At 52.0% G+C, this 18,721-nt stretch carries 23 protein-coding genes and 1 tRNA gene; 10 read left to right on the top strand and 14 right to left on the bottom strand.

Going from position 1 to position 18,721, the window contains the following annotated elements:
• Positions 1-2: 2 nt before the first annotated feature.
• The 12 genes from DESTI_RS09895 to DESTI_RS28690 all read right to left on the bottom strand — a co-directional run bounded on the left by DESTI_RS09895 (position 3) and on the right by DESTI_RS28690 (position 6,948).
• Entirely contained in the window at positions 3-419 is a 417-nt protein-coding gene (locus tag DESTI_RS09895; protein WP_014809826.1) for an iron-sulfur cluster assembly scaffold protein, read from the bottom strand.
• 25 nt (positions 420-444) lie between these two features.
• On the bottom strand, positions 445-1,437 hold the full coding sequence (locus DESTI_RS09890) for an MBL fold metallo-hydrolase (protein WP_014809825.1): 993 nt from the start codon (positions 1,435-1,437) through the stop codon (positions 445-447).
• A 52-nt stretch (positions 1,438-1,489) separates the two neighbouring features.
• Positions 1,490-1,735: an FmdB family zinc ribbon protein gene (locus DESTI_RS09885; RefSeq protein WP_014809824.1), complete on the bottom strand. Its 246-nt coding sequence runs from the start codon at positions 1,733-1,735 to the stop codon at positions 1,490-1,492.
• Between the two features lie 23 nt (positions 1,736-1,758).
• A complete protein-coding gene (locus DESTI_RS09880) occupies positions 1,759-2,037 on the bottom strand; it encodes a metal-sulfur cluster assembly factor (protein WP_014809823.1) in 279 nt (92 codons plus the stop codon).
• Positions 2,038-2,052: 15 nt separating this feature from the next.
• Positions 2,053-2,910: an ATP-binding protein gene (locus DESTI_RS09875; RefSeq protein WP_014809822.1), complete on the bottom strand. Its 858-nt coding sequence runs from the start codon at positions 2,908-2,910 to the stop codon at positions 2,053-2,055.
• Positions 2,907-3,776, bottom strand: coding sequence for an ATP-binding protein (locus DESTI_RS09870; RefSeq protein WP_014809821.1), 870 nt, complete (start codon positions 3,774-3,776; stop codon positions 2,907-2,909). Before DESTI_RS09870 ends, DESTI_RS09875 begins: the two co-directional genes overlap by 4 nt.
• Before the next feature lie 7 nt (positions 3,777-3,783).
• Complete coding sequence (locus tag DESTI_RS28695) at positions 3,784-4,284, bottom strand: iron-sulfur cluster assembly scaffold protein (RefSeq protein WP_014809820.1); 501 nt, start codon at positions 4,282-4,284, stop codon at positions 3,784-3,786.
• A 103-nt stretch (positions 4,285-4,387) separates the two neighbouring features.
• Positions 4,388-4,744 carry a NifB/NifX family molybdenum-iron cluster-binding protein gene (locus tag DESTI_RS09860; protein WP_014809819.1) on the bottom strand — a complete coding sequence of 119 codons (357 nt, stop codon included), beginning with the start codon at positions 4,742-4,744 and terminating at the stop codon, positions 4,388-4,390.
• A gap of 17 nt (positions 4,745-4,761) precedes the next feature.
• Positions 4,762-5,139, bottom strand: a complete 378-nt coding sequence (locus tag DESTI_RS09855) for a NifB/NifX family molybdenum-iron cluster-binding protein (protein WP_014809818.1) — start codon at positions 5,137-5,139, stop codon at positions 4,762-4,764.
• Positions 5,140-5,197: 58 nt separating this feature from the next.
• Entirely contained in the window at positions 5,198-6,079 is an 882-nt protein-coding gene (locus tag DESTI_RS09850) for an Mrp/NBP35 family ATP-binding protein (RefSeq protein ID WP_014809817.1), read from the bottom strand.
• Between the two features lie 139 nt (positions 6,080-6,218).
• Positions 6,219-6,545, bottom strand: coding sequence for a DUF5320 domain-containing protein (locus DESTI_RS09845; RefSeq protein ID WP_014809816.1), 327 nt, complete (start codon positions 6,543-6,545; stop codon positions 6,219-6,221).
• Complete coding sequence (locus DESTI_RS28690; protein ID WP_014809815.1) at positions 6,529-6,948, bottom strand: NifB/NifX family molybdenum-iron cluster-binding protein; 420 nt, start codon at positions 6,946-6,948, stop codon at positions 6,529-6,531. The genes DESTI_RS09845 and DESTI_RS28690 overlap by 17 nt, the downstream gene beginning before the upstream one ends.
• Before the next feature lie 178 nt (positions 6,949-7,126).
• Between DESTI_RS28690 and DESTI_RS09835 the strand changes: the two genes are divergently transcribed.
• The 9 genes from DESTI_RS09835 to DESTI_RS09795 all read left to right on the top strand — a co-directional run bounded on the left by DESTI_RS09835 (position 7,127) and on the right by DESTI_RS09795 (position 15,352).
• A complete protein-coding gene (locus DESTI_RS09835) occupies positions 7,127-8,464 on the top strand; it encodes a sigma-54 interaction domain-containing protein (protein ID WP_014809814.1) in 1,338 nt (445 codons plus the stop codon).
• Between the two features lie 124 nt (positions 8,465-8,588).
• Positions 8,589-8,664: transfer RNA gene (locus tag DESTI_RS09830), tRNA-Glu, on the top strand.
• 109 nt (positions 8,665-8,773) lie between these two features.
• Positions 8,774-9,487 (top strand): AP2 domain-containing protein, encoded by a 714-nt coding sequence (locus DESTI_RS28685; protein ID WP_014809813.1) that lies wholly within the window; start codon positions 8,774-8,776, stop codon positions 9,485-9,487.
• Positions 9,488-9,520: 33 nt separating this feature from the next.
• Entirely contained in the window at positions 9,521-9,772 is a 252-nt protein-coding gene (locus tag DESTI_RS09820) for a tautomerase family protein (RefSeq protein ID WP_052316025.1), read from the top strand.
• 459 nt (positions 9,773-10,231) lie between these two features.
• Positions 10,232-10,423: a type II toxin-antitoxin system HicB family antitoxin gene (locus DESTI_RS09815; RefSeq protein ID WP_014809811.1), complete on the top strand. Its 192-nt coding sequence runs from the start codon at positions 10,232-10,234 to the stop codon at positions 10,421-10,423.
• 57 nt (positions 10,424-10,480) lie between these two features.
• A complete protein-coding gene (locus tag DESTI_RS09810; RefSeq protein WP_014809810.1) occupies positions 10,481-11,455 on the top strand; it encodes an AraC family transcriptional regulator in 975 nt (324 codons plus the stop codon).
• Positions 11,456-11,736: 281 nt separating this feature from the next.
• A complete protein-coding gene (locus tag DESTI_RS09805) occupies positions 11,737-13,446 on the top strand; it encodes a uracil-xanthine permease family protein (RefSeq protein ID WP_014809809.1) in 1,710 nt (569 codons plus the stop codon).
• A gap of 637 nt (positions 13,447-14,083) precedes the next feature.
• The gene (locus tag DESTI_RS09800; RefSeq protein WP_014809808.1) at positions 14,084-14,698 is read left to right on the top strand and encodes a hypothetical protein; all 615 of its coding nucleotides are present in this window, start codon (positions 14,084-14,086) and stop codon (positions 14,696-14,698) included.
• Between the two features lie 9 nt (positions 14,699-14,707).
• The gene (locus DESTI_RS09795; protein WP_014809807.1) at positions 14,708-15,352 is read left to right on the top strand and encodes a hypothetical protein; all 645 of its coding nucleotides are present in this window, start codon (positions 14,708-14,710) and stop codon (positions 15,350-15,352) included.
• Between the two features lie 271 nt (positions 15,353-15,623).
• Here the strand turns inward: DESTI_RS09795 and DESTI_RS09790 are convergent, their stop codons facing one another.
• Both DESTI_RS09790 and DESTI_RS09785 read right to left on the bottom strand, forming a co-directional pair.
• Entirely contained in the window at positions 15,624-16,757 is a 1,134-nt protein-coding gene (locus DESTI_RS09790; protein ID WP_014809806.1) for a DUF362 domain-containing protein, read from the bottom strand.
• Positions 16,758-16,851: 94 nt separating this feature from the next.
• Positions 16,852-17,868, bottom strand: a complete 1,017-nt coding sequence (locus DESTI_RS09785; RefSeq protein WP_014809805.1) for a DUF362 domain-containing protein — start codon at positions 17,866-17,868, stop codon at positions 16,852-16,854.
• A gap of 434 nt (positions 17,869-18,302) precedes the next feature.
• On the opposite strand from DESTI_RS09785, the gene DESTI_RS09780 reads away from it, so the two are divergent.
• Positions 18,303-18,659, top strand: coding sequence for a hypothetical protein (locus DESTI_RS09780; protein ID WP_014809804.1), 357 nt, complete (start codon positions 18,303-18,305; stop codon positions 18,657-18,659).
• The last annotated feature ends 62 nt before the right edge of the window (positions 18,660-18,721 follow it).

Below are 18,721 nucleotides of genomic sequence, written 5' to 3'. Positions count from 1 at the left end.
GCTCACGTCATTTTTGCAAGCGCTCCTCGAAGCGTATTGACCGCCAGATCCGCACAATGGGTATTCTCTATCGGCAAGCCTCCCAGGTATTCAATCAACTGTTTCCCCGTGATTGACATGGCTTCCTCAAGAGTTGCGCCTTCGACCATGCAGGTAATAGCACTGGAACAAGCTACCGTAGGCCCGCACCCATTAGTCACAAATCCCGTGCGTGCTATGCGACCGTTATCAAATCCGACGTAGATCCCTATGGTGTCGCCGCATATCCCGCTCATGTATGTGTAGCAGTCAAACGACTCAGGAATGCCGGTATTCCTGGGATTAAGAAAATGATCTATGACCGTTGCAGAATACTTCTGTTTGGCCTCTTCAACCACCATGCCTTCCAAATCATCAAAAACGTCTTTGTCGCGATCCACTCTCTTACCTCTAAGCTGTTATTTTTTATCCGAAGACAACCGAGTCGCCGTTCCCAATGTAAAGATCGCTTTGAGACCCGTTGCTTCCCGAACCATGCATGACAGGGTACCCCTTTTCAATCATTCTCCTGATCGCTGGTAATCCTGTACAATGATTTGCCGCAATCTTCTTGAACCCGTATTCTCCCAGTCGATCCACCCAGCCTTGCTCTTCGTCTCCGAAACTTCCGAAGGGTGCAATATGCAATCCTCCGTACAGGCCGTACAATTTTCCTTGAGCCTGTAAATGGTTAGTCGCGTAATCGGCCAGAGTTATGACATTCTGATGACAGCAACCCGCCAGAAGTACGAGCCCGAGATCTTCCACATTGAAAAAGAGCGACTGTTCGCCTCGGATTTTCAGCAATATGGGAATATCGAAACCGACGGATACTACTCCATCCAGGAGTCTGACCATTTCTCCCACTTGAAGGATGACGAGTTCGCCTTTGTGCGCGATGGAATTTCTTACACCGGAACCGACGACTTCGTCTCCCGCCAGGAAACTGAATGCAGAAGGTTGAAAGGTGCTCGGAATGACGATCTTGATGTTCGGATTGTACTTCAGCACTGCTTCAAGGCCCCAGAAATGATCCAGATGCTCGTGGGTGATGTACAGGAAATCGACTTCTCCCTGCCGGAGCATACGGTCAACGCCATGAGCCTTGAAGCGCTCGTCCATATACTTTACGTTGCATCCCACGTCCACGAGGAATCTGGTTTTGGCACCATCCAGGCTTTCCACTTCCACAAGAGCGCTCGCTCCTGCTGCATTGGATGGGGTCCACGGACTTCTCCACTGATCCGCTTCTTTCGGCCCGCCGGCACTCATGAAATCTCGAGCCCTGACATTCACGTCCCACCAAGCGACTTCGGAAATACAAGTTATGGAGACTCTCTTGCACTCGCCGATTGATTGCAGATTTCTCTCGTCGGGTTTCAGATAATCCGCAGAAACCACACGGGTCGAATCGAGCATGATTTCTCCTCTATAGAGTCGCTGAGGAAATGTCTTGAATGCAACGGGCTTATCACTTTGAAGCGCCGCAGCAACTCCCCGGAACACATCCCTTCACCGATGGAGTTCCACCGCAGCAGGTGGAGCCTCCGGCATGGCTGGTATTGTTTATGACAGGAGGCGCCGGAGCTGACATGCGTTCCTGCACATTTGCGCTGCCGCAGGCTCTGCACCGGAGTTCATCCGAATTTCGCCCGATCCCCACAAGCAGCTCGCTCTGTGAGCCACATTCTCCACACACATACTCTTTTATTGGCATATCCTGTACTGTTCCTCCTCAGATCAGCCGTTCAGTAATGACTGTAAATGATCTGCTCGAACAAAATTCTCCACATTTATGGTGACCGAATCAACCCATTCTATACTGCCGATCTTCTGCTTGATAGCATTTGCAAGAGAATAGGCCATGGGGCACACCGGCGACGACGGCCTAAACACGAGGCTTACTTTTCCGTCATGTTCGGCCAGATCGTGGATGATCTCCATTCGCACAATACTCAAGCCTGTTTCAGGGTCAATAATCTGCGACAACACTTGCTCAAGCTCATCTCTTCGGGACATGTGCAGCAACTCCATTCAAAGGAGCGATTCCAATCGTTCCCATATTCGTCGAATACTCTCGTTCGCGACCCCATCCGGGTCTTCCACTACGCAGCGCCGTTGCACCATGGCTCGTATGACCGCCGGATCGTAGGGAATCCTTCCCAGCACGGTAACTCCCCTGCCCTGCGCTTCTCTTTCGATGGTTTCGGCCAAATCGCTGTGGATATCTGCCTTGTTGATGACAATGAACGCAGGTATGTTGAATCCTCGCACAAGCTGAAGTGCTCGATCCATGTCATGACGCCCCGAAAGGGTCGGCTCGGTGACTATGACAACATAGTCCGCCCCCGTAACGGAAGATATAACCGGACAACCGACTCCCGGAGCCCCATCAACCAGAATGGTCTCTCTGTTCTGCTTTCGCGCCAGGACTTTAGCCTGATTTCTCACGAGGGCAACCAGTTTCCCGGAGTTTTCCTCTCCGGGCAATAAGCGTGCGTGAACCAATGGACCGAAGCGAGTCTCGGAGATAAACCATTTGCCGCAAACACCCGTTTCGAGTTTGATTGCTCCTTCGGGGCATACGTGAAAACAGACTCCACAGCCTTCGCATGAGAGAGGGTTCACATCCAACTGTTCGGAAATAGCGCCGAACCGACAGGATTCTCTGCAAGTGCCGCATTCGGAGCATTTTTCTTTGTCTATCCAGGCCTTTACACCGCCATAAAATCCCTCCTGATGGAGGATCTTCGGATCGGTCAGGATATGCAGGTCTGCGGCATCGACATCACAGTCGGCCATGATCTTGTTTTTGGCTAAACAAGCAAAACTGGCGGAAAGCGTAGTCTTGCCTGTGCCTCCTTTTCCGCTGATTATCACTACTTCTTTCATACTGAGGCCGTCCTGACAGTGCAGCGTGGATGGTTCACCAGTTCCTGTATGGTGTCAATCATCCCGAGCAACAGAGTCCTGTATTCCGGAGCGGAGTTGACCAGCAAATCGCCGCGAGCATATCCTTCAGCGATCTTCCGGTCGTGTGGGATCTCCGCAAGGATAGGGATATTCTTAGTGCGACAAAATGCCTGCACTTCCGTGTCTCCAATGTCCGCTCGGTTGAGAACGACACCCACAGGAATACCCAGCAGAGATACCGCTTCTTCGGCAATAGTCAAATCATGCAACCCGAAAGGTGTGGGTTCGGTTACCATTATAATGAAATCCGAACCCGAAACAGTGTTGATCACGGGACAGGACGCTCCCGGAGGTGCATCGAGAATGGCGATTTTGGAACTCTTGATTCTGCTCTTTACGGCTCTGATGAGAGGAGGAGACATAGCCTCTCCTACTCTCAGAATTCCATGAACAAACTCCACGGGACCGGCAAATCCCGTTTCCAGAACACCAAGTTCCCGGGCACCTTCGTGTATGGCTTTTTCAGGACAGAGAAGCGTGCACCCCCCGCACCCGTGGCACAACTCGGGAAAAGTCAGCACCTGATCTCCAATGACGACGATCGCACTGAAGCGGCAGACTTCACCGCACTTTCCACAGAGGTTGCATGCTTCCATATTCACGACCGGAACGGGGAGAGTGGTCTTCTCCTTTGATCCGATCGTGGGTTTCAACAGTATGTGGCAGTTCGGCTCTTCTACGTCACAGTCCAGAATCTGCGCCTGTGATTCTAGGACCGCAGCCAGACTTGATGCAATCGTGGTTTTACCTGTTCCGCCTTTTCCGCTCGCGACACTTATTATCATAGCTCATTCAGCTCGTTTTCTTCTGTAACGGCAAGTCTCTTGCCTGCATTTCCGCTCCAGACGATGTCACTACGTTCATCTGCGTGAGGTATATTCTCAAGGCTTCCTGTATTGCGCCTGAAGCCAAAGTCGCACAGTGAAGGTCCTCCTCGGGCAATGTACCGACTCGCTCTTCTATGGCTTTATGATCGATATCGGCCAATTCTTCAGGAGATTTATTCAAGGCGAGTTCTGCAGCGGCAGCACCGCATGCGCTGCTCATTCTGCAGCCATCAGTCCAATACCTCGCCTCGGTCACTCTCTCATCCGAAAACCTGAGCGAGATCTTCATGGCATCACCGCATTTTCCGCGAACGAATGCGGTTGCGTCGGGTTCGTCCATGGTTCCTCTCAATGGATCGACTCGATAGTCGAACAGTACCCATGTTCCGATCACCAGGAAGATCAGTACACCGCCCAAGAGAAGTGTTGTCCACTGTATCTGCGTTAGTATCTGCCAATCAAACATAAGGTCTCGTTCCCGTCTCTTGCAGATGGTTTCGGCCTTTTCATGAAGCTCCGTTGCAGCATATTGTGCAGGAAGAAAGCTTCCACACTTGCAGTCGTTCCGATTACCAGTGACCTTCCACGTTCGGCTGATCCGCGAAAGAGACTGCTCCCTGCTGAAACCGTTCCAGAGTTTCTTGAACCGTTCCCGACTGCTCCACGCCTACTTTGATTCCCGCGGCTTGAAGGGCTTTGAAAGCATTAGGCCCGCAATTCCCTGTCAGGAGGACGTCAACCTTTTTGTCCGCCAACAGCTTACCCGCTTGAATGCCCGCTCCACTGAATGCGTTGAATCCCTTTGAGTTATCAACTGCTTCAACCAGTTTTCCATCTTCAACGATCAGGATGTACTGAGCCCTGCCGAAGCGCGGGTCGACTGCCGCATCCAGACTAGTTCCCATAGAGGTAATTGCTATTCTCATGATACTTCCTACGTGCGTCAGAATTGACCGCCTCCACACACCTGATTATTGCTTATTAGTTGAAGTCTTCCCTTCAAAAGATCCTCGACAACCATACCAACGGTTTCCCCTTCGGGCCCGTAGTACACTTCGATGCCGACCTGGCGGAATCCCATCAAAGGCCTCATGCCGATGCCGCCTACTATTATGGCGTGAGCACCGGTTTGATGCAGCAAGTTCACAGGGGCCGCACAGCCGCCCTGCACATGCGGAGGATTTTGCACGATTGAAATATCCGTTACTTCGCCATTTTCCGTATGCACGAGCGTAAAAACATCGCAGTGTCCGAAGTGTCCCGAACGCATTGCCTCAAGACCGCCGGGATGCATGGAAGGGATTGCAACTATTTTTGCCATAAAACGTCTCTCCTTTTGATTATTGACTTAAGCTTCTTCTTTCTTGCTTCAGTCTTTGCTAGCCTTCTGAAACAGCCGTTTCGACCTGAGCAGCCAGATCTCGAAAAGCTGCTGCACTAATACTGTCCGGATTCATGATCGTAATGGGAGTGCCCTGATCTCCTCCAGTCACTACACTCGGGTCTATCGGAACGGCTCCAAGAAAGGGAACCGACAAGTCACGAGACGACCGCTCGCCTCCCCCTCTCTTGAACAAATCGATACGCTCATGACAGTGAGGACAAATTAGCCCGCTCATATTTTCTACTATGCCGAGAACACCCATTTCAAGCGTCTGTCCGAACACGACCGATTTCCGGGAATCCAACAGAGCCACATCCTGCGGAGTAGTCACGATTACCGCCCACAGAGGTTTGCCGAGCAATTGAGCGATGCTCAGCGGTTCATCTCCCGTACCGGGAGGAAGATCGACAATAAGGTAATCCAGATCGCCCCAATCGACCTCTGCAAGAAACTGCTTAAAAACGGTGTGCTTCACAGGGCCCCGCCACACGATCGGAGTATCCTCATTGGGCAGCAAGAAAGCCATTGACATAACTCGCACATTCCCTGCCGCACTGATGGGCATCAACCCGTTTTCACCCATTCTGGGCTGATGTCCGTTCAGGCCCAGCATTTTTGGAACATTCGGGCCATGCACATCTGCATCGAGAATACCAACGGATTTGCCGTTCAATGCCAGGGAAACTGCCAGGTTAACAGCGACTGTGCTCTTGCCTACGCCTCCTTTGCCGCTCATGACCGCAATCCGATGTTTGATTCGTGAAAGCCTTAAGCTTAAGAGTTCGTCCATATGGCGGTCCTGAAGCTGACTGTCGCAGGTTCCGGCAGAGCCGCAGGTACTGCAAGTTTTGTCTGTCGAACAAGAAGTTTCGTCCATAAGTGGTACAATCCTTAAATATGAGAATATTTGCTGTGAACGGGTATGGATCTGAATGGGTAACCCGATCGGCTGCCTTACTGATACGGCTCCTCCATCTGAATCAGGTCACCCATAGGAGACAGCGGGCTGCTCCATGTTACTCTTTTTTATCCAGTTCAGACAGGCGGGCCTCCATTGCTGCTATTTCTTCCTTTGCGGCTGCAATTCCAGCTCTCAGCGCTTCGACTTCATCGGATGCACCGGCTGATGTCGTTGGGGCACTGCCACCAAAGGAAAACCAGTTTCTTCGTCCGCCGAAGCATCGTCCTCCGCCACCTCCCCATGGAGCGCCTCCACGTCCGATTCCCCTGAAAAAGCCGCTCCAGGAAAATCTCGGTGATTTGCCTGCAGTTCCGCACAATCCGAGGCCGCGACCAGTCCGGGGGCCTCCGCCCATTGGTCCGGTTCTATTCAATCCTGGCATCTGATCTCTCCTTCTTTCCATGAATAGGGTTGAGCTGTCCGAACCTTCTACCGTGCCGATTACAGCACTTCATGCGTCCCGGCATGAGAAAACAAGGATCGGAGACTCTTCCCGCCTTATAGGCTTTCAGCACTTCACAGATTTCTCCAGCCACCCACGGCACGAGCTGAATACCCTGTCGTCGAATCTGATCTTCCATCCAGCAACTTATGCCGCCGCAAATCACGATACCGACAGCCATACTCTTGAGGTGCATCGACCGAAGAGATCGTGGTAACGCAGACCAGTTCTCTTCTGCAAGTGGCGCCTCGAAATCGGAATCGTCCAGGTAAACCAGAATTCTCTGGCAACAGTCAAACACCGGGGCGACTCTACCGTTATGTTCTGGAATGGCTAGTCTCATAACATTCACCTGCCACCTTTTATTCAAATGTCGTGCCAGCAATTCGCTTGAACGCATCTCATTACTTTCATTGAGGAATACAAATATCTACACATCTTGCGGGCCGGGAAAGGGTTGCATTTTGCAAATAGTATGGCTACCATCATTGCATATTGCAGAAAACACGTGCGGAGATGAAATGGTGCACATCGAAAAAGAACTCAGCCCCAGGGAAACCAAGATGATCCTGGACTCTGTTGCCGATGGCGTATTCACGGTGGACGAGCACTTCACGGTTACGTACTTCAACAGGGCAGCTCACGAGATTACGGGAGTTCCGGTTGAAGAAGCCATTGGCAAACCATGTTGCGAGGTCTTTCGCGCAGAGATCTGTGAAGGTCAATGTGCCTTGAAACAAACTATCCTCACGGGAACACCGGTAGTGAACCAGGCCGTTTTCATCCTGCGTGCGGATGGCAACCGCATACCCATCAGCATCAGTACGGCTGTGCTTAAAGACGATCAGGGCCATATTCTCGGGGGTGTGGAGACATTTCGTGACTTGAGCATGGTGGAAGCCCTCAGGAAAGAGGTAGAAAAATCGTATACATTTGAAGATATCATTTCTTGCAGCCGCAAGATGCATGATTTATTTGCGATACTACCGGATGTTGCAATGAGCGATAGCACCATACTCATAGAGGGAGAAAGTGGAACGGGAAAGGAGTTGATGGCAAAGGCAATCCACAATTTGTCGGGTCGCCGGGACAGTGAAATGGTGACAGTCAATTGTGGTGCGATTCCGGACGCTCTTCTGGAATCCGAGCTGTTCGGGTACAAGGCAGGGGCTTTTACAGACGCAAAACGAGACAAACCGGGCCGTTTTGCCCAGGCAGATGGCGGAACTATCTTTCTTGACGAGATTGGTGATGTAAGTCCTGCATTGCAGGTTCGACTCTTGCGAGTGTTGCAGGAACGGAAGTTTGAACCTCTCGGAGGAACTGAAACGCGATCCACGAATGTTCGGGTCCTTGCCGCTACGAACAGAGATTTACAGACAATGGTGACTGACAACAAATTCAGAGAAGATTTGTATTATAGAATTCAGGTCTTCAAGATTTCACTCCCTCCACTTCGGGATCGCAAAGAGGATATCCCGATTTTGGTGGAGCATTTCATCCACCGACTCAATTTGCTACGGGGTAAAGATGTTGCAGGAATCTCATCCGGAGCCATGGCGGCTTTCATGAGCTATAACTGGCCTGGAAATATACGTGAATTGCAGAATGCGATCGAACACGCTTTTATATTATGCAGAGGGGGAGTGATTGAATTGGGGCATTTGCCGCCCCATTTCCAGGAGAGCGCAGGAGCAAGAGAAGGACTTCCGCCGGGCCTGACTTTGGCGAGTATAGAAGCCCGAATGATTCAAGACACACTCCAAAGACAAAACGGAAACAAAGCAGCCACCGCACGTGAACTGGGAATTGACAAAACGACTCTTTGGAGAAAAATGAAGAGGCTCGGCATGACATGAAGCTCCGAATCAGATAATTGCCTTTCCCCATGGCCTTCCGTTATGCCGGCAGTGCTCTCGATTGCTCGAGTCTCGAACAGAATCTTGACAAAAGAGTCCCATGCTGATATTTCATATTCCTTACGGTCCCATCGTCTAGAGGCCTAGGACACCGCCCTCTCACGGCGGAGACAGGGGTTCGAAACCCCTTGGGACTGCCAAGACAACCAACACAAGATTAGGTAAATCAAAATATCCCAGATATAAAGTGATCTATCAAGATCTGGACTCAAGGCCCTCTCCCGGCCCCTTTGGGAAAAGCAATTCATCATGACCCGTCTCTCCGCCAAGAATCCTCCTCGTAACATCACGCGCGTAGATCACGACCACAAGGGAGACCACGGGTGGATTGTCACAATGCAGCGGAAAGGAGCAGTCATCGTCAAGCGCTTCTCCGATGGCATTTATGGTGGGAAGCAAAAAGCATTGAAAGCTGCAGTCGAGTACCGAGATTCCTTTCTTGCCCGCGACAAGCCTTTTGATCATCAGATCTGGATTCGTACCCGCCTCCGAAAAAACAACAAATCCGGCATTCCCGGTGTTCACCGATATGAGATCAAAGCCAATCCCAATACTGGAAACGTTCGTGTGTACTGGATTGCAGCATGGACCAATGAGCACGGTGTCACCCGTCAACGCAAGTTCTCGGTAGCGCAGTATGGTGAAGAGGAGGCAAAACTCCTTGCTATTGCAGAGCGCGATTATCAGCTCAGGCGGGTGGTCGCCATCAACGCGGCAGATCGTAAGATCGTATCTCCTGACCAAAAGGGGATTTGGAAAGCGAGTCGGGTGAAAGAAGACCACGATGGTGAAGGCGAAAGAAAGGTTCAGAAGGGAAACGAGGATCATGGTCGCGGAGCTGCAAATAGAGTCCAGATCATTGAAGCGACGATCGATCAAAACGGAAATGTGACACTGCTTGAGTCTGTGGAATTGGAATCCGCACGACGTGCCCTCGTGACGATACTCGCCGAAGGACGGTAGCGCCCTTGAGCATAGCGTCACGGTAGCTCGTGATTGAACTATTCTCTTTTCCTTGCTTCAACGCAAAACTTCCTCCTCTCATGCGTACTTCTTTTGATCAGGTCTATACTTCAGAGAGAGACCTCAACCCCCGTTGTCGCCATTATGAAGTGCGGAGAAGAATCGGTTTCAGTAGCTATAGAAGAGATCAAGCCGGAGGATTGGGCAGACAAGGTCTACAAACCGGATATTCTTAACAAACCGGAGAAGCTATACAAGAAACCGGGTTATGACCCATTCAAATAGTAGGGGAATTGACAAGCAAATGCGCCATAGAATTATTTGTCAGATGGTGAGCAGCCGATCAATCGCTTCGACCGAGAACGAGCGGACCTGACGCTGCCTGAGTTCGTTTCATAAGGGTCATTTCCAAGGAGCAGAGGAGATTCAGCAACTCTACGAAACAGAATTCCTGATCTGCACTCTGCAATCGAGACAAAAGCCGATCTATCCAAGTCTGCGGATGGCTTTTTCTGACAGAGCTTTCCAGGGAGGAGCCTTTGACGTTTCAGCTTTCTACCGCTCGATCCATGGCGAAAACGAAGCGCTCGGCGACGCTTGGGGCAGCCAATGCTCAAGGCCCGGCTTCAGGAAATGGGGACCAACGAAGGCATTCTGATTGACGAAGGACGGATGGTGAGGTACCCTAAATATGGAGGGCAGGAGACGCTTCCATCGTAGCATGACCATGCGAGGGCGAAATCTATGAAGATAAATATTCTATATAGAGAAGAAAAAGGATGGTTTGTGGGACATATCCAAGAATATCCCGACTATGAAAGCCAGGGAAAGACTTTGCCGGAATTGAGAGACAATCTAATAGAAATCTACGAAGATATCAGGAAAGGTTTGGTACCCGACGCAGAACCTTTTCAGATATTGGAAGTAGCGATTTGAAAAGGGTTGGGCAAAGGACGGGACTCTCTGACAGAGCTTTCCGAGGAGGCACTACCATTGGAGTCTATTAACAGCAGCTCGTATCCACTGCAACCAGTCTCTGTCGCAGGTGCAACCGAACCGGACGTCGTCAGGTTGGCCCGTTTGATTGCCACTTATGCCCCACACGACGGTTCCTTTGAGTTACGCATCCCAGGAGTGCATGCCATTCGCCGCTCACGAACAAACACGGAGTTGGTTCATGGCATGGCGGAGCCCGCGCTGTGCATCGTCGCACAAGGTGCAAAGAGCGTCATGCTGGGTAATGAAGTCTACCAGTACGATGCGTCGCGGATGATCGCTTTCTCCGTCGATCTGCCAGTGACTGCCCAGGTCACGCGAGCCAGCTACTCCCAGCCTTTCCTTGGTTTCAAGCTGGATCTTGATCCGCACAAGATCGCCGAACTGGTCTTAAGAGTGTATCCGCACGGTCTGCCTCGAGTTCACGAGAGCCGCGGCGTGTATGTCGGTCAGGTCAGCGTGAGCATCATCAAGGCAGCAACAAGGTTGCTCGATTTGATGGCCGAGCCCGGAGAGGCTGAACTGCTCGCCCCCCTTGTCATCGATGAGATTCTGATCCGTCTGCTCCGCAGTCCCATCGGTGTCCGGGTGGCACAGCTCGGCCTCACGGAATCCAGTGTGAATGGAATTGCAAAGGCAGTATCCTGGTTGCGAGAGAATTTCTCCCAGCCAATGAAAGTCGAAGATTTGGCCGAGTTGGCCCACATGAGTGTCTCCTCTTTCCACCAGCACTTCAAGTCCGTCACCTCAATGAGCCCCTTGCAGTACCAAAAGGTGCTACGCCTTCAGGAGGCAAGGCGTCTCATGTTGTCCAAGATGATGGACGCGACTACTGCGAGTTCGCACGTGGGTTATTTGAGCGCTTCACAGTTCAGCAGAGAATACAGCCGCTTCTTCGGGAGTGCGCCAAGCAAGGATATTGCGAGATTACGTGAGTACTCGACGCAAGATTTGACCCAATTGGGGTTGTAAGTCATACAATAGGGGACGTGCAGCCCGGCGCCTTTGGGGGCGGTATTAGAGTAATTGCCAAAATTAATGTCCGATTGAGGATAGAAGTATTGGTGGGTGTCGGCCTCCGTGCCGGCATATCTTTAAATATAATTAATGATATCGATAGAATGGACCGGCAGAGACGCCGATCCCTACCAATATCCTGTAATTCACACGCGGGATATATGACAGAATTTTTGGCACTGACTAATAATCGATGAATGTCTTGCTGATTGCAGGCGCGGACAGTTGAGGAAGACATGACACGACCCAAGGACCTTGTGTACGCAGTGGACGAAGTACCACCACCGATCAAGCTGGGCGCTCTGGGATTGCAGTTGGTGTCGGTGTTGGCCATCTACCTTGTGCTCGTAGTGATCGTCGTGCGAGAAGCCGGAGCATCTGAAGAAGCTGCTCAACAGGCTGTGAGCCTGGGTATGATAGCCTTGGGTGCCGGTGCGGTGTTCCAGGGGCTTTGGCGGGGCCCGGTGGGCTCGGGTTATCTTGCACCGCCGGTGCTGTCTGCGGTGTATCTTCACAGCTCTATCGTGGCGGCTAAGATCGGTGGGCTTCCATTGGTATGCGGGATGACCATCGTTGCCGGCGGATTCGAGGCCATACTTTCACGTCTTTTGCTCCGTTTTCGCCGCTATTTTCCACCGGTGGTATCGGGCCTCATAGTGTTGGCCGTGGGAATTGAACTGGGGCTTGTCGGGGCTGAGAAGCTGCTTGTAGTGGAACCGGGTGTCAGCGCTGAGTACTTTCGAGTTCACCTGGCAATCGCGACGTTGACCGTATCGGTTATGGTAGGGCTGAGCGTTTGGGGTAAGGGCATGTTTCGGCTGCTGTGCACCCTCATTGGCATCCTCGTGGGGTTGATCGCTGCGATTGCCGCGGGTCACATCAACCACGCGGACGTAGCCCGGATATGGGCTGCCCCAATCTTTGCTATTCCCAGCCTATCACATATATCGTACTCGTTTCATTTCTCACTGGTCGTTCCTTTTCTTTTCGCAGGCCTTGCAGCCGGGCTAAGAGTCATTGGAGTGATCATGACATGCCAGCGGCTCAACGATGCGGACTGGAAACGTCCTGAGATGAAATCCATCAAGGGAGGAGTCCTTGCCGACGGAATCGGGTGCGCAGTATCCGGTCTGATCGGCGGGATAGGCCTGAGCGCTGCACCCAGCGCCGTGGGCATATCCAAGGCCACTGGAGCGACGAGTCGGTACATAGCTCTGGCCATCGGCTTTTGGTTCGCTGCTTTTGCCTGCTTTCCCAAAGTGTCAGCCATTTTTCTGGCTTTACCCATTTCCGTGGTTGGGGCAGGACTTGTGTTCACAGGGAGCTTCATGATCGTCGGGGGAATGAATATCATCACCATGCAGGCCATTGACATACGGAAGACTTTTATAATCGGTATTTCGCTGCCACTTGCGCTCACTCAGAAAGTGCTTCCACACTATTTTGCGACTTTCCCCAGTTGGGCGCAGCCCATGACCGGATCGCTGCTCACAATTGCCACTGCGTCAGGTATCCTACTCAACCTCCTCTTCACCATAGGGATGCGCCGTCGCGAGTCAATTTCCGTTAAGCTCGACGAAACGTCCTTGCAGGAGGTTACTTCTATGATACAGAAGAGTGGAAAGAAGTGGGGAAGCCGTGCGGATATGACTCAGAGGGTTGCGGCGATGGCCGCCGAGGTTTTCGGGCTTTTGCAGGAACGAGCCTTGGCCGATGGGCCGGTCACGTTCTCAGCAAGCTTTGATGAATATTCCTTTGTCCTTGACGTTACCTATAAAGGGACTTTGCTACACTTGCCTCCAGACAGGCCGCTTCCGCACGATCTCGTAGAGGAGCTTCCCTTCTCGATTGGGCTGTCCGGATTCCTCCAGGATATTTACCCCGATCGAGTGGAATCTAAGGCCAAAGACTCTGTTTGTTCGGTTCGTCTCGAGTTTCAATACTGATACTGACCGTCGACCGGAGGGAGTTTCTTAGTTATTAAGAGCGTCCTCTTTTGTAACTCATGAAGATTCTGTGCTTGCTGGAAGTTGACTTGTCTTACTATTTAAGGCTAATTTGAGACTTGACCTTGGCCAGGTCCGGCCCACATATTGCTTAACGAATCCTGATAAAGATCTCACATAACGGGACGACAATGTCATGGACTTGGAGAAGCAGTTCGAGGCCGGGGAGGGTCCAAGGTGAGGTGGTCGGGTGGTGCTCGGAAGGGAGGGTCTGCAAGCGCCTCGGTGTTTTCAGGTGCTCGACCAATACGCGGCAAAGATCGGACGCACCTCCTTTGGCCTATGGTCATTTGGGTAAGCAGAAAGGAGAATAACCCCCTTGGCGCCAGAAGATCTCTGGCAAAGCGCTGGCCGCCGACCTTAGCAGCGGACTTGACGAACGAGACATCTGCGAGCGGTATGGGCTCTCACCCATCGGGCTCAAAGCAGCTAAGAAGCGTCTGCGAGAAAAGGCCTCATCGCTGAGGTACCCGGACGAAGCTCGCGCGCCGTTTCCTCGCCACCGATACCCGACCAACCCGTTGGTGACATCGGGTCGTCGTTCGCGAAAAACGGCAGTCCGCGCAAGGAATTCCCAATGAAGGACCTGCTCCCCTTCAAGCAAGTATCGCATCACTGCGTTGAGGTTCGTCAAGGCGGAGGTATCATATCGCTGGGCGGCATCCTTTTGTTCGGGGCCGGCGTCTTGGTTACACTCGCCGCGGTAGGAATCGTGCCCTTGGAGAACCTCGAGGAAATGTTTTATGATGGATGGCCGTCGATGCTTCTTACGGGGGCTATCTGTTTCGCTGTTGGAGGTTGTCTGGCTTTCGGCCGTGAGTGGACCACTATCGATGTGAGCTGCGGTAGTTTGACCCGGCAATGGGGCCTTTTGATCCCCATGAAGACCACAAATCGTAGCCTGCGCACTTACCATAGTGTGGTTATACGATTAGATCCGGGCGACTCGGATACCCGGGATATGTTTTCTGTTGTCCTAAAATCCAGGTCTGGCAGCAACGATCTCATGCTGTATTATTCCAACAAGTATGGGGAGGCCCGCGCGCGTGCTGCTTTTCTGGCCAAATTTCTCCGCCTTCCTCTTAAGGAGGGCGGCACAGGTGAGGAATCCGTGACGCTCCCGGACGAGCTTGAAGACTCGTTCCAGGATCGCATTGGCCGCGGCGAGGTCCGACATGAGAAAATGGCCTGACCGAGCAACATGCTTAGCCAGGTCGAGGAATCCGAGGACAAGGTCCGCATCATTATTCCAGGCCCCGGTTTTAGGCTCTTGATGCTGCTGGAATTGGCCGGGCTTCTAGTCATCCTTCTGGCAATCATGGCTAATTTCGGACCGGATATAGTCTCGTTCTTCCATCGCGCACAAAGCCCCCCGTCGAGGCAGATCTTCATGATTGACTGGGGTCTGTTGGTTTTCGCAGTGGTTCTTGTCTTGTTCATAACGGACTCGGTCCTAGGCGCTTTAAGAAGGGGCACAACGGTCACTGCAACTGCACGCGAAGTGTTGATTGAGGAGCGGAGTGCGTGGCGCACCACTACAGCCAAGATTCATTCTGACGACATCCTGGATGTCTATCGCGGGATCGCTCAGACTTCTCCGGCTTCGGCCGGCTCGGGGGTGCGTTTGGTGGCCAAACGCGATGCTGGTGAGTATACGAGGCCCAAGATCTCAGATGGCTCGACATCGTGGTTGCACACCATGTTGAACAAGCACGCCAAGACCCAGGGCATCACCGTGAAAACAAAAGGCGAGCTGTTCAACTTCGGCGCCGGTCTCTCCGATAAAGAGGTGTGCTACCTGCACTGGCTCGTCAGGCGAGTAATCGGTATAAGTGGTGCCGGATGATATACTGTACAGTGCGCCCTGAGAGATTCGAACTCCCGGCCTTCTGATCCGTAGACTGGATATTTACAGTTAACCATTATAATTTAAAGTAGTTGTCGGCAAAGCCTTTTGTCTAAGGTCAAGTCTTCTCGGAGAGTTCTCCCACAATTTCCAAAAGATTCTGGACCAAGAAGGGTTTTGGGATTGACTCCCTCCATGATGGCCAGGTCCTAAAGAGTTTCATGACACTGCCCATTCCCTTCCATTTTACCTTCTGTAATTCCTAGAGGTCTTACACCTTGATCAGATCATAGTCGAGTGAGCCCATGCCGATTGCTTCGGCATACTCCAACTGATGCCGGCCGCGGGTATTCGGACGGAGCGCCGCGAACTTATCGTACCCGCAAGAGTGCAGATCGTGCCCATCCAAATGGATGAGGTTGGGTGCCATATTCACCAGATCGAAGCATGCCGTATCCAGGGCAACGGGATCGGTCGATGCGAGTATGCCCAGATCCGGCACGAGGGCCGGTTCCGACCACCCGGCGCAGTCGCACTGCGTGGTCACGTTCATTACGAAATTCAAGTAGCAGATGCGGCCTTCCTTGCCCTGGACCGCTCCGTAGGCGTATTCCATCATGCGTTCGACAAAGGAAGTGTATTCGCCGGGTTCGTCAATGCCGATCACCCCTTGCTTGCACACGGTTACACATTCGTAGCAGCCGATGCAGCGGGATTTATCGACGACGACGTGTCGGCCTTTTTCGACCTTTTCCAAAAAGAGCGCGGATTGCGGGCACACCTTCACGCATTCGCCGCAGCCTACGCAGCCGGGATATATCACCACGTTTCTGCCGTGCTGGTCGATCTTCCCTGCCTGTGGAGCGCAGCCCATAGCGAGGTTCTTGAGTGCGCCGCCGAAGCCGCCCATCATGTGAGCCTTGAAGTGGGAGAGCACCACCATGGCGTTAGCGGAACGGAAGGCCTGCGCTATCTTCACACTCGAAAAATGCTTCAGATTGACGGATACCTCCTCGTAGGACTTGCTCGTTACGCCGTCGGCAATAATCACCGGCGCGTCCACGACGTACGGTGTGAAGCCGTGACGATAGGCTGTTTCCAGATGATCCACGGCGTTGTGTCGGGTGGACTTATAAAGCGTGCAGGTGTCCGAGAGGAAAGGACGGCCACCCGCTGCCTTCACACAGTCAACGACTTGTCGAGCGAAGGTCGGGTGCAAATACGTGTCGTTGCCCGTTTCGCCAAAATGCAGCTTGATTGCAACCACATCGTCCTCACCACCCTTTCCGAGCGGCTTTACCTTTTCCGCAAGGTCGACTGCCTCGCAAAGCCGTTTGATCTTGGCCAAACGGTGGTCCGATGGCTTCTTCACAGTGAGCTCCGCCAGATAGACGGGAACAGACATAACGCCTCCTCTATTCTATTTCCAAGATTGCGTTTTCTTTTGAGCAAAGTGGTCCTTGGGTATGCGTCGCTCAAGCGCCGGATACCCTCTTCCCTCAGAGTGTGATCAGCTCATACCGATCATTGCCCATATTTAGAGTCTTCATGTATTCAAGCTGGTGCAGCCCGCTTCGGGACTCAATGCGTTCCACAATATCGCGTCGTTGGTCTGGCGGCAGCGCATACACCAAATCGACCGAAGCCTTGTCGATAGCCAATATATCCGTCGACCCGACTATGCCGATGTCGTCGCAAGTAGGCTTTGCACCATGTGCGTTGCAGTCGCAGTCAACGGAGATATTCTTGAGGACATTGATATAGGTGATATGCGGGTCGAAATGTCCGGTGATTCCCTTGCCCGCTTCGACCATGCGCTCCAGAAAGAGCGGCCCTTTAGACCAGCCCTCGCCATGTACCTGGCGCTTTCCTACCTGTCCCGACGCACAGCCTATGGCGATGTTCTTGAGCGATCCGCCAAAGCCGCCGCTCGTGTGGCCCTTGAAGTGCGTGTAAACGAGGAGGGAATCGTAGTTCATAAGACTCTTTCCCACAGCGATATCGGTGAGATGCACTCCCGGAATAAAGGGGCGCTGCGTTAACGAGGGGTCCAACCACTTGTCAAAAAACTCACGCATTCCCGGTATGGGAAGCATGACGTCGCCGTCCGCGTCCATTATGTCGACCGGGCAAAAATCGAATCCGTTCGTCTTGATAGTCTCGAGATGCCCTTTTGTGGTTCTTCTAGGACTTGGATAGAGGACGTTGGATTCGACGATGGTGCTGTTCGGAATATGCGGCTGCAAGCCCTTGATGAGCTCTATTGGCAACAGGTTCGGCCCATGCGGCTCACCGCTGTGTAACTTGATACCAATTTTGCCTGTCATACCTTGATTGACTTTGGCATAGATTTTCAGCAATCCGTTGACACTGATATCCTTTGTAAAAAATACTTGGGATTTGTTCTGTGGTGCGGCAACAGCGCTGCCTATGCCCCTAGAATCGCATAGGGCAACGGTACTCAATGCTATCGCGCTTTTTTTCAGGAAACTGCGACGCGAAATTCGCCTTTCCATGTATTTTCTCCTTCCGATAAGAGGCCATTTCAAAGGCCTCCTCCTATTAATCACAAATTATGCCGCACGTCGGCGCCATGAACAAAATGATAGCATTCTGCATCTTCAGGCGTTTGCCTATTTGACTAAAGTTCTTGCCAGATTCTCCGATAATTGAATCCACCGAATTCTGCTTGCACAAGATCCAAGTGTTTGATTCGGAAAACCAACAATAACGATTAGCTTTCAAACTTCCAGGTAATACTGAAGGCACCGGAAGGTCATAAGAAAATCTTTGAGGCGACTATATAATCCCGAATTACCACGTTGACTATTGCCTTCTGCGTTAGCACAATCTGGTACATAAGACCCATTGTGAAAGATGTCTCGTCACAGGCCCTAATTACGACAAGGAAAGAAAATTGGATTGCTTACCGGAAGGGGAGTGATCGGAAATGACTTTCGACGCAAGTATATTGGATAAGATAGATGCCTTGCACGACGAGGGACGTGATTTCGTCGAGAGAGGTCAGATACACGGCGTGGCCGTAGAATACGAATTTGACACATGCAGTTTTGACAAATGGCGTCGTAAAGCGAACGACCTGCTATATGCCCTGGGCGGCTGCGATGATCTGTATTATCAGCGATTTTCGAAACAAGTCTCCAGACCTCACGTGAAAGACCTCGAAGTGGGGCTCCGGATTCTCAATGCGGTGAGAGATGACGTGAGCAGTAGGATACTGCGGGAACGCACAGGAAAAGCATGTCCCGAGAAAGGTTGCAGCAGGCCGAGCGCCGGTTTTGACTAGTCCGGCTTTAGGTGGTCGGCGTAACACCTCACCGATAACGGAAGGGGGCTTGTTCCTGGACT

Origin of the sequence: Desulfomonile tiedjei DSM 6799 (genome assembly GCF_000266945.1) — a bacterium.
Classification (GTDB): domain Bacteria; phylum Desulfobacterota; class Desulfomonilia; order Desulfomonilales; family Desulfomonilaceae; genus Desulfomonile; species Desulfomonile tiedjei.
The sequence above is the reverse complement of the archived record's forward strand: the minus strand, read 5'-3'. Positions and strand labels throughout refer to the sequence as shown.